Consider the following 16,506-nt stretch of genomic DNA (forward strand, 5'->3'; position numbering starts at 1 on the left):
ATAACGGGCAATATAATATTTTATTTTTCATGAAGTTAAATCGAGAACAAATAAACACAAACCTACAATATAAAATTACACATTTTTTATTAAATCACACTTATTTCAATATTTTCCTCTTGCATTATTTACATTCAAAGTCTATATTAATATTCGAAATTCACAGGAACTATTGATGTTGCAGAAACTATCAATTATTTTAAATCAGCTTGTTTTAAGGGCATATTCTTTGTCTTTTTGCAAGTTTATAAATTATTCAGGCTAATAAATACTTTTGGGATTTTTTTATTAAGCCGCCCGATTAATACAAAATCCAAGCGGCTTAATGTTGCTTTATTTCAGAGAAATTTTGTTATCAATAATAATATCACCCGTAATCTGCTTTAGCTTTAGTTCATTAATTTTAGCACTATATTTACTTGTTTGCAGAACATTTTTGGATTTTATCAAATTAAGCTGTGCTTCACGAAATTGAGTTGTAGTAACCTGCCCTAATTGATAGAGGTCATGAGTTCTTTTAAAATTTAATTCAGCGGCTTTCAAGTTCTGGGTTTCAAGTTTTAAAAGTAACCTACTATTTTTGTAAGCTTCGTATGCATTTATTACGGAGCGCTCCAGTCTTCGTTTTGAAAGTTTTTCCAATATGGATTGATTTTCCGCTAATAATTTAGAATTCTGAAAAGCAATTCTCATCTGCCCGCCGTTAAAAACAGGCAAGCTTACATTAAGACCTGCTCTGATTGTTTTTGACATATTATCAAAACCAATAGAATTATTCTGTCCGGTCCGGCTGTATCCTACTGACCCTGTTAAATCAAATCGCGGCAGCATTTGTGAGAAAGCACTTATTTTGCTGTATTTTGCCTGTTTCTTCTGCTCAATAGCAATAAGATATTCAGCATTTTCTTTTTCTGCTTTGAATAGAAGATTTTCCAGATTTTCTATTTTTAAAAAAGTAACTGTAGTATCAACAGTAAACTGTAGTTTTATTTCACGATTCAATAGTTCGTTTAGATTTCTTCTTGCCTGATTCCATAAAAATATTGAATTTACAACATTTACGCTGTCAGTGTTAACTGCAACATTTGCAGAAAGAACGTCAATGCTGGTTCCGCTGCCGTATACATTCTTTTCTTCAGCCCTTTTAAATCGCTCCTTGCTTATCTGTAAAGCTTCAACAGCAATGTTTAATCCTTCAAAAGAAGAAGCTGCCTGATAATATGCCTGCCCCACAAGCAAAATTGTATTTTCAATATTTTTTCGTGCTTCTATAAGGCCCATTCTGCCTGTTGACAAAACTTTTTTCAGCCTGTAAATATTACCCATTCCATCAAAAATTGTGTATGAGATATTTGCACCTACACTGCTTGTTGTATAAATTCCGGAATTTACCCCCGGTGCATCAGAATCCGTATAGTTTACACCACCGGAAACGGAAAAACGGGGCAGTATTTCAGCCTTTGCTGCAGAGGCAGTGTTCCTGGCAATTTCAGCACTGTTTTTAGCAACAGAAATCTGCATATTTTCTTTTAAAGCAATTGAAACTGCCTGTGACAGATTGAGCTTTTGTTGTGCAGTCACCGTAGAATGGAATATTAAAAACAATCCAAAACCAAATATAAATTTTTTCATAGTATTTCTCCGTTGTACCTTCTTAGTTTGATTGTTCCTTAAGGAATAATTCTTCCTTAACAGCTGGTTCAACCTCTTCTCTTGAAACCGGCCTTCTCTTTATTGTACTTATTAACAGCACTTTAAGTTTGTTTACAATAGACAACATGGCTGGCATCATAAGAAGTGTCAATAAAGTGCCAAATAAAAGCCCGTAAGCAACAGAAATAGCCATTGGAGAAAAAAATTGAGCTTGATGTCCTCTTAAAAAAACAAGCGGGCCCAATCCGGCAATTGTGGTTAATGATGTTAACATAACCGGCCTGAACCTTGAAGTGCCTGCATGCATGAGAGCATCTGTGAATGTTTCCCCATTCTTCAATCGCCTGTTCATTGCACTAACTAACACTAATGAGTCATTTACGATAATTCCGGCAAGTGCAATAGCTCCAAACCAGGACAGCATACTGACAATATACCCCTGAATAAAATGCCCCCACAGCACACCGATAAAACTAAAGGGGATTAATATAAACACTAAAATTGCCTGAAGAAACGATCTGAATGTGATTACAATTATCAGAAACATTATAAGCAGCATTACAGGTACTATATCTCCTATTGATTTCATAGTTTTCGCATTTTCCCTGCTTTGTCCTTCAAATAAGAATTGAATATCAGGATAATGATGTTGAATTTTTGGCAGAATTTCTTTTTTAATTTGACCCAAAATTGCAGGTACGGATTCTTTTGGATTGCTGATATCAGCTTCAACTTTAACTACTCTTTGAGCATTAATATGATTAACAGTCATTATGCCGTGTTTTATAGTAAAATCTGCTATTTCTCCCAATGGGTATTCCTTGCCTCCAGGTAACCGTATGCGCATCTGATCCAGATTCTCCAGCGTAGTTCTGTTGTCTTCTTTGTATCTTACCCAAATCTTAACTTCATCAATACCCCGCAAAATTCGCTGCGCTTCTCCTCCAAAAAATCCTGACCTAACCTGATCAAGTACCTGAGAGGTTGTAAGCCCAAGTGCAAGTGCCTTTTGCTTGAGAGATATTGTTACTTCTCTTAACCCGGGCGGGTCATCATCTACAACATCTTTTAGCATCTCAAGCTCTCTCATATCGCTTTTCAGCTCTTCTGTTGCTGCTCTCAGCTGGTCCAGATTATTTGAAGCAATGGCAATAGATACAGGTTTACCCCAGTGCCCTCTTCCGCCAAATTCCAACTTTTCCGCTTTATCAATTCTGCCGACGACTTTTCTGATTCGGTTGCCTGTTTCCATTGCTGACCACTTTCGTTTTCCACTTGCAATAAGGGTGACAGACAATCTGCCCTGATGTGTTCCCGGACCTATTCTCCTTGACTGAGAAAGAATAACATCTACATCATCACCTGTTTCTTTCCTGTAAACATTATTTAATGTCTGGATTCTTGGCTCCATTTGTGCAAGAAGACTGTCAGTAACAGAAACAGGTGTACCAGCAGGTAATTCCAGTGTAACATTAACATTTCTGCCTTCAATATAGGGGAAAAACGTAGTTTTTAAAACACCTCCTTTTAATGCACCCATAGTAATCAGCAGTGCAGCTATTGGGACAGCCAAAGTTATGTAAGGATGTTTAAGAGTGTATTTTAAAGCCGGAGAATAGATTCTATCCCTTACAAAATGCATCCACGATTCTACCCATTTTTCAATAGCTGTTTTTTCTCTTTCAGACAATGCTCTTGAATGTGCAATATGAGCGGGAAGGATAAATGCAGCTTCAATCAGGGATACAAGAAGGGCTGCAACAACAACGAACGCAAGATCCCCTGCTCTGTCTCCCAAGCCGCCTTTAAGAAAGAAAAATGCAGTAAAAATTACCACAGTAGTTAAAACAGAAGCTATAACAGAGGGTAAAACCTCCACAGTACCTTTAAATGCTGCATTAACAGGCTTTTCTCCTCTTTCATGATGCTGATAGATGTTTTCTGCTATAACAATACCATCATCAACAAGTATACCAAGAACCAGAATCATTGCCATTAGAGACATTACGTTTATAGTTAATCCATAAAAAGGGCCTATCATAACCATGCCTGCAAAAGCAACAGGAATACCAAGTGCTACCCAGAATGACAAACGCGGATTCAGTGATATCGAAAGGATAAAAATAACAAGTACAATACCAATAAGCATATTCCGAGACAATAGATCAACTCGTTCCTGAATTATTTCACTTCCGTCACGGACTACATAACCTTTTATATTATCATGAGTTTTATTAAATGAAGCAATAAATGATTTAACTGTCCTGGCAACGTAAAATAGATCTTCCTGGTTAGTATTCTGTACTGTGATAAGTACTGCAGGTTTTCCGTTCTGATAAACACGGTTTGGATTTTCTGACCATCTGTCAATTACATCAGCTACATCTTTCAGTCGAATTATAGTCCCGTCCTTCGTCGATCTTACAACAAGATTTTTTATTTCTGATGCATGATAACCCTTTTCATTAGCACGAATGAGGAATTCCTCTTTTTTACCTTTGATTTTACCGCCTGTTATTTTTACATTTCCCCTTTTGACAGCATTTTTTATTTCATCAAATGTCAACTGGTATGCACGCATATCATTTTCTCTTACACCAATCTCAATCTCCTCTGCAGGAAATCCCGAAAGAGAAACCTTTGATATACCATCATGGGCTAACAGTTTCCTTTCCACCCTCCTGGCTTCTTTTTTTAAATCCAGCAGTTTGACATCTCCTGCCAGTACAAAATCAATGGCAAAATTTCGTGTTTCCTGACGAAATATAGTTATTCTTTCCATTCCTGTTGGGAAAGTACTTATCTGATTTACAGCATCTTTTACATCCTGCATTACAATATTAATATCGTAATCCACCAGAACAGTAACCGTTATTGAACAGCTGTTTTCACGAGATACTGATGTTACCCGCTCAATACCAGTAACGCCTTTTAAATTATCTTCAATTTTTAAAACAATTGCTTCTTCTATCTCTTCAGGTGATGATCCGGGATAAGAAGCATTAATCATTATTATTCTGCTGGGAATAAGAGGGAAAAACGTAGTTTTTAAATTACTGAAACCTACCCAGCCAAACAGGAAAATAGCAACAATAATTACATTACCCAGAATTGGATATTTAATAAATTTTTGAATAATGCCGTTCATCTGCCAACCCCCTGTTTTTTATCCAGGGGTTTCTTATTTTGATTGACGAGTGAATTATTCTTTCCATTATTTCCCTGAAGCATAAAACCGGGCCTTGCCCAATCGGTTTTTTCATCTAATAAAATTTCCCCGTTCTCAATGCCCTTTACTATTACAAAATCGCCTTTCTGTGCAACAACTTTTATTTTTCTTGCTTCAAGAATATTATTTTTAATGATGAACACACTATTATTTTCATCAAGTAAGGCTTTTGATATTTTCGCTGCATTTTCAATTGGATCAGTGCTGATTACAGCAGTCATGTATAAACCGTCTCTAAGCTTACTGTCTGTTGACTCAAGATATACTCTGACAGTCTGGGAAGGGTCAATAACGGTGTTTACTCTTGAAACAAACGCGTTAAAATTCCCCGGAATATCTTCCGAATAAAGAACTGCTTTTTGTCCGGGTTTTATTCTCGATACTTGTTTAATAGATGCAAAAGCTTTCATCTCAAATCTGTCTGATGATGTTAAAGTTGCTATTTTTTGTCCTGTTCTAATTAGTGTTCCGGGGTTGATATCACCATCACTTATAACACCGCTAAACGGAGCAGTTATTGTATATTTTGCCAGAGTCTCTTCCATTGATCTAACTGAATAATACATCGTGTACAGATTTCTTGACGCAATATAGTATTTTTCAGTATTATCAAAAGGTTCGGGGAGAGGCTGCAAAGGCAAATCCAGATTAAATTTATTAAGATAATTTTTCCATTCGTCAGCGCTTTTTGGGTAATCGATTGAAAGGTCAGGTATCAATTGTGTCATTTGATTAAGCAGGCTGCTTTTTTGAGATAAAACATTATTTTTATATATCCGGTCATCAATTTTCAGTAGAATCTCACCTTTTTTATAATAGTTGCCAGGTTTCAGCCTTTTTTCTGAATTAATAACGAGGCCTGAAACCTCAGCGTAAACATCGACTTTATTATAAGCATTCAGAGGACCGGTTAATTTAACAGGAATTGAGATTTGACTGTTTTTAACAACCAATGTTTTAATTGTAGGTTTGTTTTTTGTTTGAGGTTTTCTTTGTATCCCCTCTTTCTGCTTGCTAAGTAAATTGCTTATTATAATACTACTTAGGATTATTACAACAAAAATTAACAAATTTTTGTATTTCTTCATAATACCTCCATTGAAATTAAATTTATCAAAAAAACAAACTATTTCTTAAATTTCATTTAACGGCAGTTCCAGTACAGCCCTTGTTCCATCTTTTATGCTTTCAATTGTAAGATTACCATTATGTTCTTCAGTAATTCTTTTTGCAAGGCTTAAACCCAGCCCATATCCTCCGCCTGATTTTGCACGTGATTTGTCAACTCTGTAAAATGGCTCAAATATAAATGGTAAATCCTCATCTGGTATGCTCTGCCCCCTATTTTCAATAATTATTTTCAATCTTGAGTTTTTTTGCTGAACAATCATTTTTACAGAATCAGGTTTCTGATCTGAAAACTTAACAGCATTTGTCAACAGATTGGATAGAAGTATTCCAAGTCTTTTTTCGTCACCTTTTATGTATGTATCCGGAATATTATCAACACCTATTTTATGAGTGGATATTTTCAAATCATGCAAAATGGATTCAATTAATGTTTTTAATTTAATATCCTTAAAAACAAGGGAACCGTGAGGGCTTGCAAGTCTTTCCGTCTCAAGAATTTCTGTAATCATAATTTCAATTTCACGAATATCTGAGGAAATTTCAAATTTTTCAGGGCAGTCCTGCATCATCTCAAGAGAAATCTTTACTCTTGTAAGTGGTGATCTTAGTTCGTGGCTTACGTCAAGAAGCAGTCTGTCACGAGCCTTTATCATCTCCTTTATTCTTTCTACCATTAGTCCGAATGAAGTGATTAATTTGCCAAGCTCATCTCTCCTTTTTGTTTTTGTGATAAACTCAAGATGTCCTTCAGCTAAATTACGTACACCTGCATCCAGGTTTTTTATTGGTTTAAGAAGCCACCTGATTTGTATAAACATGAAAAGAATTATAATAATTGATACTACAAAGTTTGCAATAAGAATCATTTCTGCTGCATGGTATACTCCCTCACGTTTGTTCTGCAGAGCAATTAAAAATTTTCCGTCTTTTACAGGCAGTATAACAAATAATCCTTTATCAAATCCTGCTTTTATGCGGGGCGCTTTTATGTAATCAGGGATTTTAATGTCTGTAAAATCTGGCATTTCAGTTGAGCTTTTCCATGAAAAATTTCTTCCTTGATATCTTAGCTCCATAAAAAGGCTATCAGTCAATGCTTTTGCTTTTAAAGTATCAGGGGGATTGCCAACTTGTTCTACCATATATCTTGCCATTGTAACAGCCATTTGCTGCATCTTAGGAAAGGCGGCTTTTTTAATAAAAATGTCCTGACTTATTTTAAGGGAATAAGAATAGAAAAAAAGTCCAAAAAGGAATACAAGTAAAATTTTTGTAAAAAGAGAGAAATGCAGTTTTTTAATCAGTTTATTCATAATTTTATTCTCTTCCGATAAACATATAACCGCTTCCGTGTAATGTTTTAATAAACTTGGGTTTTTTCGGATCGTCACCTAATTTATTACGCAGCCTGCTAATAAGTACGTCTATGGATCTGTCAAATGTTTCCCACTCCATGCTTTTAATAGCATTTAAAATTGTATTTCTGTCCAATAGGCGGTACTGATTTTCACATAAAAATTTAAGCAGTCTAAACTCTATATGGGTCAAATTTACATCTTTTCCATTCATGCTGACCGTCTGGCTTCTGTTGTCAATTTCAAGTTCCCCGAAATTTATGTGTTGTTCATTAATCTTATCAACTGGATGTTTCCTTCTTAAAACTGTCTGGATCCTTGCAACCAGTTCTCTGGGCTCAAAAGGTTTGGGGAGATAATCATCTGCGCCAAGTTCCAGGCCGACAATCCTGTCAGATACATCCCCTCTTGCTGTAAGCATTATAACAGGAAGGTCACTTTGTTTTCTTAGCATACGAAGTACTTCAAATCCATCCATTTCAGGAAGCATTACATCTAAAATAACAAGATCAATCTTATGCTTTTTTACAAAAGAAAGCAATTTATTCGGATGTTCTATTGAGTCAGAATCAAAATCAAATTGTTTTAGATACCGAACAAGCCTGGAACCCAGTTCCAAATCATCATCAACAATTAATATTTTGGCTTTTGCCATAATAAGCCTTCCTTAAATTAATAACTCAATTGCTGTACTTAATATAACACATAGATGTTACAGCATTATTTCCATATTGTAACAAATTGTAACGGCCTAAAAATATACTAAAAAATCTGAATTATATCTAATTTTTATGAAGTATTACAACACAGCAATCTGAAAGGGTTAATTTTGATTGACGACATTTATAAGTACCGTCTGACGACAATTAAAATTCCCGGTTTTTCAAGAGTAAAATTGGTAAACTATCCAAGTTCCCAAATTAAGAATGGAGGCTTGGATGAACCTCCCTGGTTCCCAAACTCCAGTTTGGGAACCTATTTTCGAAAGAAACTCTGTTTCTTTAACATTATCATAAGTGATCAATAATTAGAGATAGGTATAAAATTTATAAATAAGAAGGTATTCATTTTCTCGCTTCAACCATTATTGAATGGCTGCCTGTTTTTACCAGCAAAGTTTCACATTAAAAGAACGTTCCCAAACAGGAGTTTGGGAACGAGATTCAGGATGGGTTAATCACAAATGTATGTGATCCTCCACCCACACCCCTCTGGATGCCCGTTTTCACGGGCATGATAGGTTTGAGGATTTTTTTGCCGGCATCTGAAAATCTCCGCCCGGAAATGTGACTGTAGGGTCTGTATCAAAAGTCGATTTGAAATCATTAAAAGGAGCGAAGCGACATAGCAATCTCAGGAATTGAGCACGAATTGAAGAGATTGCTTCGCAAAAAGACGCTCGCAATGACAGGGTTAGGACTTTTGATACAGCCCCTAATTCAATCTAATGACCAATAAAAATAGCTTTTCTGTTGCAAAACTCACATATAAAAAAGTTTTTACTGCATCTGTCTGATACGAATTTCGCAGTCTTTTTTTATCTTTAATAGTTCGATAATTTGATTGACATCCGTTTTTCCGTAGTGGTATGGGTACAGTATTTTCGGATTAAACAGTTTGACGGCATCAGCAACCATTTCCGGAGACATAGTGTAAGGAAGATTCATAGGAAGAAATGCAATGTTAATTTGGCCGTTAAGCAGTTTCATTTCAGAGATGTTTTCTGTATCACCTGCAATGTACACTTTTTTATCACCAAATTTCAAAACATACCCGTTACCCATTCCTTTCGGATGAAACAGCTCTCCATTCTTTCTCCTGTGAACAATATTGTATGCTGGTACAGCTTTAACAGGAATTCCTTTTACTGTAGTCTCGTCCCCATTGTTCAGGACAATAGTTTTATCGAGTTTATCAGCAACAAGTTTTGTGCAGATAATATCTGTCCCTTTCTGTCTAATCTTATTAATTGCATCCGAATCAAAGTGGTCTCCGTGCTGATGAGTAATCAAAATAATATCTGCTTTTGGCATTTTTGAATAATCTGCATAACGTCCTACAGGATCAACATGAATTACAAGATGATTGAATTCGAAAACCAGCGTAGCATGTTTGATAAAAGTTATTTTAAGATCACTTTTCGAAGTTTTTATTGTATCGGTCTCAAAAGCTGATCTGTCCTGAGCATATAATACCATATTTATAAGCACAAATAAAATCATTAGTGTTTTCATAATAACCTCGCTGAAAATATTATATTTAAAATAGCTATAAATTTCCAGTAATTATTTTATCAGGCAAAGTACAATGAATGGGACAACATTAAAAATCAACCACAAGGACTTAAACAGTATCATGTTGAATAGGAATGTGGATTTAAATTTTTCCTCCGGGATATTGTATATTTTGTTAAAGACAGAATATATCCAGGAATGGGCTATTGTGTACATAATAAAACTTAGCAGAAACAGTCCCCCATTAATTATGGAACACCACAGAAAGAATTTTTGAAGAATATCAATGTTCATATTATCCTCTCCTTATTTTATTGTTTAAAAAGCAAAACTTATTTGAATACCTCCAGGAAACGAACTAACAAACATTTTCATTTTCGGTTTACAATAGCCAAGTGTATGTTCAGATTCAAAATCATGAATGTAATTATCGTAATCATTAACAGCTCTTACAGGCTGCGACCATATTTGGATTTCAGTCACTGCTGAATTGATTAAAAAATTAAGCAGACCTTCCCCAATGCTTCTTTTATACCCAAGCCACACAACAAGACCGCCGCTTAAATTTACAGCGCCTGTTAATGCATGAATCTGCCAGGATTTACCCCTTTTTTCCCTGAGAGCACTTTTTTTCAACAACTCCTCAGCTTTAATTAACTTTTTCTCTCTTTGCCCAGAAGTGGTTTCCGGCATTTCAGAAAGTAGTTTTAATGCTTTTCCTGACAGCATTGGGTCCATAATCTGCCCCACAGCGCCAAGAAATGTTGTTGCTGCGCCCAGAGCCATGTCCTGTTTAACGTTTTTCTCATTATTGTAAAAGTATACAGCTCCCTGCCCGATCGTTGCTGTACTGTATCCTATAACCCAGGAATACCACCAAAGATTTCCTGACGATTTATCATCAATAAGAGAGTTATTAATATAATTCAGCCTTTCTCTGACTTCTGAATCAGATAAGCTGTTTTGTGCATCTGCCTTTGTAAATTGCGAGAAAAAAAGTATAGACACAAAAGATAAAACAGTTATTTTATTTATAAATTTATTATTCAAAGTATTCCCCAGTTTAATTTGTATTTTCCCGTATAAGCCTGGACTCTTTAAGTTGAATACATAAAATCAGGCTAAGTGTCATAAGGCCAATCAGTATTACTAACGGGAGGGTCATTGAACCGTTTAATTTTGATTTGAAAGAATCCATCCCGAAAATAAATATTATTCCGGAAATTTGCCCCATGAGAAAAACCATGCCATTTGACGTACCTTCAGGTGCAGGATATGCAATTTCTGCAGCATACTGAAATCCTACAGGCCCTGCGCTAAGCAGGAAAAAACCAAAAATAAAAGCAGATAAAAGAAGCAATGCATAGGTACCGGCGTAAGTTATGCCAATAAGGCCGATTGTTGCTCCTGCTATTGCAATAAAAATAAAAGGAGTCCTTTTTCTTAGCTTGTCAGAAAGCATCGGAATGATAAGAGCACCAATGATTCCGCCTCCTATCATGACTCCTCCTGCATTCCCTGCCTGAGTAATTGAAAAACCCCTTGGGCTTAAAATATTTTCTATCCACGTTGTTACACCGTTAAACACGCCTAATCCTACAAAGAAAATAAACATAAGCATAAGAAAATTTTTCTTACGCAGAATTTGTTTAAGGCCGTCAAAAACAAGTGAGCGCTCTTCGTGCTCAGCAGAACATGGCGGAGTCGGAGGTTTTTCTTTTATCAGAATGAAAAACAAAACAGTAATAATTAATGATGCAATTCCGTAAATCATCAGCATACTGTTAATACTTGAGTGCAGAGTCAGATATGGTGTAAGAGCCAGGCCAAGGATAATCCCGATATATAAAGAAAGTGTTCCAAGTCCTGAAGCAGTTGCCCTCTCTTTAAGAGGGAACCAGTTTGCTGCAACCTTTGTTACCGAATTAAGAATAAATGGCTGGCCCACTGCAATTCCCAACTGTGCAATAAGAACAATATTGTAATTTGTTCCTGCTGCACCTCTCATAATACTGAAAACTGCCATTAGTACTGCTCCGAATCCTACTGCAATGCGAATTCCATAAGTATCTATAACCCATGAAGCAGGAATTGAAACAACAACATAAACAATCATAAAACTCATTGATAAAAAGCCTATACTTAGGTCGGAAACTCCGTAGAATTTTGCCGCAAGGCTGGTTATCGGTGCAAAAGTAATCCATAAAAGCTGGTTAACTGCAGCTGTTAACATAAATATTGAAAGCACAACCCATCTGTAGCCATAGAGTTTATAATCAGCCTGTTCCATAAAGAGCCTCCAGTTGTAAACAGATATTAATTAAGAATAAATTATGGGATTATCCGGGTATGAATTATTTTAATATATTTTTTTGACAAATACCAGTAATAATTTCAGATTTTTTTTATTAAACTCAGGGTTCAAACATTCTGGCCTTTTAAGCAGATTCTCTCTTAATAAGTTCTACATTAATAAGCCGGTGAACAGGTGTGGTTCTCCGTTTCTCAATCAAATCAAAAAGTATCTGTGCAGCTGTTTTCCCAAGGTCAAGTATCGGCTGTCTGACAGTTGTAAGTGCGGGCCTGATATATTCAGCAATATCAATATCATCAAAGCCTACAACAGCAATATCATCAGGTACTTTAAGCTTGTTTTCTTTTATTCGTTCAATAAGTGCAATCGCAGAATAATCATCTGCACAAAACACTGCATCAGGAAGGGTATCAGACATGAATAATTTTTGGGATTCAGAATAAGCAACCGATTTTTTAAAATCTCCATATACAATCCAGTTATCACGCGTTTTTAATCCGAGTTTTCCCATCATGTTAAGATAGCCCCTTAGCCTGTCTTTCCCGTTTGTTTCATCCATACTGCCTGCAATACAGGCTATTTTTCTGTATCCCTTATCAAACAAGTATCTAACAGCAGTCTCTGCTCCCTGAATATTACGCGTATCAACAAAATTGATTTTTTTTGAGTAACGTTTATGGTTTACAAGAACAAAAGGAAATTCCATATCAGCAAGAGGACCAATATTACTGTCTGTAATTTTGGTTTTTAAAAGTATCATTCCATCCAAAAGGCGGTTTCTTGCAATGTTGATATACTTATTCCCGTTATCATCACCGGGCTCAACCGGAATAAGCATAATTCTGTAATCATTTTTTAAAGCTTCGTCAGTTACACCGCTGAGAATCTGAGCAATGTAATTATCAAGAAACATGTGTTCGATCTTTGGAATAATCACACCAATAATTTTTGTTGAGTTGCTTGCGAGGCTTCTCGCTATGAGATTCGGCTGATAACCAAAATCATTAATAATTTTACGTATTCTTTCAGCAGTTCCTGGCGCAACGTGGCCTTTTCCGCTTAAAACCCTTGAAACCGTCATTTTGGATACGTTTGCCTTTTGGGCTATTTCAGCAAGTGTAATTCTCATTGTATTTTAACCGGATCATAGAATAAGTATAATTGAATCAAATTAAAGTTTTCCATTCATGCACAAAGCCGCTGCACCGAGAACAGTAATATTTTTTTGTTCTGATTTTTTAACAACAATATTTTCCACCGATTTTCGATACGGAAATGTCTCTATTGTTTCAAACATTGTTTCCTTAAAATAATTGAATGCATCTGCTATTGAACCGCCAAGTATTATTGCCTGAGGGTCAAAAGTATACATTACATTTAATATGGCATTTCCTATATGATATCCGAATTCTTTAAAAGACTTCAGTGCAATATCATCTCCGTTTTTTGCAAGAGTAAACATATCCTTGCCGCTTTTATCATAAGCTCTTAAAAAGAATTGTCCGCTGCAGTAGTTTTCAAGAATACCGTCAAGGTACGGCAGAGAACCAAATTCACCTGCACCGCAGTTTTTACCCTCATAAAGAGAGTTGTTTATAATAATACCGCCGCCAAGTCCTGATCCCAGGGTAAGGCCGACTATATTGCTGAATTTTTTTGCTTCTCCAAAATACTTTTCTCCCATAACAAAACAATTAGCATCATTATTAATATGGGCAGCAACATTAAAAACATTTTCAATAATTTCTTTTAAATGCACTTCTTTCCATGAAGGAATGTTCTGTACATCAAACACGATGCCTTTTTCAGTGTCTACAACACTTGGTACTCCAATACCGATTGCCTTAGTTGAAGAAGTACGTACTTTTTCAATTGCACTTATTACTTCCTGAATTATTACGTTCTCTTCTTTGTCCGTTGATATGGGAAATTCAACCCAATCTTCAATTTTCCCTGATTCAATTCTACCCGCAGAAATATTTGTAGCACCAAGATCTACCCCGATTACATGTCTTTCAAGCATTCCTTCTCCTGAAGTTAATATTTAATATAAAAACTGTCAAACAATATTTAATTTTTATCAAAAATTGTTTTGTTTTTTATGATTGGTTTTGACCATATTCCTATGCTTAAGATATAACCGAAGGTTATATAGAGCACAGTCATTCCCACTTTCAAATTAACAAGGTCAGCTATAGACCCGATTATCAGAGGTACAATAGCACCCCCTATTATTGCAGTACATAAAATGCCTGCAAAAGAGCCATGGTGCTCTTTTACTGAATTTAAAGCAAGCGAAAAAATTATTGACCACATGACTGATGCAAAGAATCCTATTAAAGGGAATGCGATTCTCGCTACGCTGCCGTTCCCTGTAATAGCAACAGTTAGTGACGCTATGGCGAGTGAAGCAGCACCAATCAGTATGTATCTGCTGTCAAATAACTTTAACAGAAGTATGCCCAGTACACAGCCCAAAGTCAGAAGCCCCCAAAACCACGATACTGCATCAGCCCCTGTTGTCTGGGGATTGTAACCGTGGTAAACAGACAGAAACTGCGAAATCCAGTTGCCTATACCCTGTTCAGATCCTACATAAGCAAAGATTCCTATAAAATAGAGAATTACATACTTGTTTTTAAAAAGTTTTTTATGTGTTTGCCATGCTCCGGCTTTTTCATCATCCTTTAGCTCTATTTTCGGTATTCTTAATAATGAAATGATAACAGCCATAATAAACGTAACTACTGCAAATATCCAATAAAGAGAAATCCACGGCAAGTCTGAAGGTACAATATTATGGAATATCCTGATGATTGGCCCTGAAGTTAGAGGCTGGCTGTCAAGTTTTGTTACAAGAGATGAATAGAGCTGAGGCCCAAGATATGATGCACCGCCAAAAAAAAGCTGTGCAATAACCGATGTGACTGCAAAATGTTCTTCACCGCCGGAAACTCTTAAAAGGGGATTAATTGTAACCTGGAGCATTGCCATTCCAGCTCCAATTGTAAAAAGTGTAATCAGATATACAGGAAATCCCGGGAAAAACACAAAAAGCAGAGCTGCTATTCCGGCAAGCAGAAAAGGTATTACCATCATTGTTTTTTGTGTATATCTTTCAACCATCATTCCTGCAGGTATTGACATCACACCGTAAGCAATAAAAAATGCAAAAGGCAAAAAACCTGCCATTGTGTTAGTGAGATGAAAACTAGTCTTCACATCCGGAATCAATGGGTTTAATATGTTTGTAAGAAACGATATAACGGCAAATACAAAAAATATCAACAGCACAATAAAGTAATTTCTTTTCATGGTTAGTTTCCTTCTACTGTTTTAATTTTCCTTAAATTAAATCCGGTTGTTATAATATCTACTTTTTGTTTTCCTGTATCGAATTTATAAAATTCACATACTAATTCTCTCTGGTCTCCGGGAAGAAGAGATATATAATTATCATTCCAGAATACAGGTAAAACGGGATCTTTTGAATCATGCATTATAAGCTTTGCTTCAATAAAAAATGCTATTTTATCCGATACATTTTTAATCTTAATTTTTGCTATCCCTTTCTTTCCTGCAAATTTAATGGATTTTGAAATTTCTATGTTACATGGTTCAAGATTGTTAAGCGCACTAAAATCAGCAAATTCTTTTACAGGTGTTACATACCAGATTGTTTTGGTAAAATCCATCCTCTCTTTTTTCTTAGAAAGCCAGTAAAAGTTATTTGAAACAGTATCACCATTTTTATTCAGGAGTTTTAAATCAAGGAAAAACAGAGGGCTTTCAAATTCTTTCAGGGATATATTGCGAACAGGAGTTTTCCCATTTGCAGATATATCAGAAATTTTCTTTGATTCCGAAAGAACAATTTTGGAATCCTTATTTAAAAGAGTGATTTCAGCTTTCATATCCTTACAGGGTTTCATGGAAAGGTTTACAGCATATACTGCATTGTCTGCGTAATTATAAATTAAATTCAACGGCTGATTTGCCTTCATTGTGCCGTAAAATGCTCCATTGGGACGAAGAAACCAGTCAAAAAGCTGCCAGAATGTTTCAGGCCAGGCAGAATTCATCATCCAGAAAATTACACCTGTTGCTTTCGGCTGATTTAAAATATACGATTCGAACATTGCACGTGCTGCTTCATAGCTCTGAATTTGTGACTTCTCCAGAAAGTCAGAAATATTTTCGGATTTTCCGTACCTGTGATCAAGTGCATTAATAAATGTATTCATTGTACTGAATTCATATCTTGCATTGTGATAGTTAAACACGTCAGCAATAGGCCATATATCTTTTTCAGGTACCATCTTCTTAAGGCTTTCAATCGGAGGAGGCTGAGGCCCCGGAACAGTTTCAGTATTGAAACCAAAGGCACCGCCGTTCTCTTTGTCCGTATACCAGTAAACAGGAGGTACATAGTCATAGGGCCCTGTCATTTTAACCCCTGTTTTTATACCAGTAACTGTGCTGGTCTTGTCAGAGCAGCTTAGAAGAACAGGCCTTGTTGTATCAATAACGGATAGTACCGCTGAAAATTTCTTTTCCAGGGCAGGCCGCGGAATAAGGTCACTCCCGAGA

At 35.9% G+C, this 16,506-nt stretch carries 12 protein-coding genes; all 12 read right to left on the minus strand.

From position 1 onward, the window contains the following. Window positions 1-333: 333 nt before the first annotated feature. Window positions 334-1,632 carry a TolC family protein gene (locus J7K93_05415; GenBank protein MCD6116431.1) on the minus strand — a complete coding sequence of 433 codons (1,299 nt, stop codon included), beginning with the start codon at window positions 1,630-1,632 and terminating at the stop codon, window positions 334-336. A 22-nt stretch (window positions 1,633-1,654) separates the two neighbouring features. Further along, entirely contained in the window at window positions 1,655-4,801 is a 3,147-nt protein-coding gene (locus tag J7K93_05420; protein ID MCD6116432.1) for an efflux RND transporter permease subunit, read from the minus strand. Next, window positions 4,798-5,970, minus strand: a complete 1,173-nt coding sequence (locus tag J7K93_05425) for an HlyD family efflux transporter periplasmic adaptor subunit (GenBank protein ID MCD6116433.1) — start codon at window positions 5,968-5,970, stop codon at window positions 4,798-4,800. The genes J7K93_05420 and J7K93_05425 overlap by 4 nt, the downstream gene beginning before the upstream one ends. A 45-nt stretch (window positions 5,971-6,015) precedes the next feature. Further along, the gene (locus J7K93_05430) at window positions 6,016-7,326 is read right to left on the minus strand and encodes a HAMP domain-containing histidine kinase (GenBank protein MCD6116434.1); all 1,311 of its coding nucleotides are present in this window, start codon (window positions 7,324-7,326) and stop codon (window positions 6,016-6,018) included. A 4-nt stretch (window positions 7,327-7,330) separates the two neighbouring features. After that, window positions 7,331-8,023: a response regulator transcription factor gene (locus J7K93_05435; GenBank protein ID MCD6116435.1), complete on the minus strand. Its 693-nt coding sequence runs from the start codon at window positions 8,021-8,023 to the stop codon at window positions 7,331-7,333. A gap of 844 nt (window positions 8,024-8,867) precedes the next feature. Beyond that, window positions 8,868-9,602, minus strand: a complete 735-nt coding sequence (locus J7K93_05440; protein MCD6116436.1) for an MBL fold metallo-hydrolase — start codon at window positions 9,600-9,602, stop codon at window positions 8,868-8,870. 318 nt (window positions 9,603-9,920) lie between these two features. After that, window positions 9,921-10,652: a hypothetical protein gene (locus tag J7K93_05445; GenBank protein ID MCD6116437.1), complete on the minus strand. Its 732-nt coding sequence runs from the start codon at window positions 10,650-10,652 to the stop codon at window positions 9,921-9,923. A 13-nt stretch (window positions 10,653-10,665) separates the two neighbouring features. Next, window positions 10,666-11,892 carry an MFS transporter gene (locus J7K93_05450; protein ID MCD6116438.1) on the minus strand — a complete coding sequence of 409 codons (1,227 nt, stop codon included), beginning with the start codon at window positions 11,890-11,892 and terminating at the stop codon, window positions 10,666-10,668. A 148-nt stretch (window positions 11,893-12,040) separates the two neighbouring features. After that, complete coding sequence (locus J7K93_05455) at window positions 12,041-13,045, minus strand: LacI family DNA-binding transcriptional regulator (protein MCD6116439.1); 1,005 nt, start codon at window positions 13,043-13,045, stop codon at window positions 12,041-12,043. A 42-nt stretch (window positions 13,046-13,087) separates the two neighbouring features. Continuing rightward, on the minus strand, window positions 13,088-13,939 hold the full coding sequence (locus J7K93_05460; GenBank protein ID MCD6116440.1) for an ROK family protein: 852 nt from the start codon (window positions 13,937-13,939) through the stop codon (window positions 13,088-13,090). 47 nt (window positions 13,940-13,986) lie between these two features. After that, complete coding sequence (locus tag J7K93_05465) at window positions 13,987-15,231, minus strand: sugar MFS transporter (protein ID MCD6116441.1); 1,245 nt, start codon at window positions 15,229-15,231, stop codon at window positions 13,987-13,989. 2 nt (window positions 15,232-15,233) lie between these two features. Beyond that, window positions 15,234-16,506, minus strand: a 1,273-nt coding sequence (locus J7K93_05470) for a glycoside hydrolase family 2 (protein MCD6116442.1), incomplete at its 5' end; no start/stop codon positions are given.

This window comes from bacterium (genome assembly GCA_021158245.1).
Lineage (GTDB): Bacteria > Zhuqueibacterota > QNDG01 > QNDG01 > QNDG01 > QNDG01.

What these genes read in the sequence shown, in the direction of transcription:
- J7K93_05415 (MCD6116431.1), bottom strand. Translation starts at nt 1,632, where the DNA reads ATGAAAAAATTTATATTTGGTTTTGGATTGTTTTTAATATTCCATTCT.
- J7K93_05420 (MCD6116432.1), bottom strand. Translation starts at nt 4,801, where the DNA reads ATGAACGGCATTATTCAAAAATTTATTAAATATCCAATTCTGGGTAAT.
- J7K93_05425 (MCD6116433.1), bottom strand. Translation starts at nt 5,970, where the DNA reads ATGAAGAAATACAAAAATTTGTTAATTTTTGTTGTAATAATCCTAAGT.
- J7K93_05430 (MCD6116434.1), bottom strand. Translation starts at nt 7,326, where the DNA reads ATGAATAAACTGATTAAAAAACTGCATTTCTCTCTTTTTACAAAAATT.
- J7K93_05435 (MCD6116435.1), bottom strand. Translation starts at nt 8,023, where the DNA reads ATGGCAAAAGCCAAAATATTAATTGTTGATGATGATTTGGAACTGGGT.
- J7K93_05440 (MCD6116436.1), bottom strand. Translation starts at nt 9,602, where the DNA reads ATGAAAACACTAATGATTTTATTTGTGCTTATAAATATGGTATTATAT.
- J7K93_05450 (MCD6116438.1), bottom strand. Translation starts at nt 11,892, where the DNA reads ATGGAACAGGCTGATTATAAACTCTATGGCTACAGATGGGTTGTGCTT.
- J7K93_05455 (MCD6116439.1), bottom strand. Translation starts at nt 13,045, where the DNA reads ATGAGAATTACACTTGCTGAAATAGCCCAAAAGGCAAACGTATCCAAA.
- J7K93_05460 (MCD6116440.1), bottom strand. Translation starts at nt 13,939, where the DNA reads ATGCTTGAAAGACATGTAATCGGGGTAGATCTTGGTGCTACAAATATT.
- J7K93_05465 (MCD6116441.1), bottom strand. Translation starts at nt 15,231, where the DNA reads ATGAAAAGAAATTACTTTATTGTGCTGTTGATATTTTTTGTATTTGCC.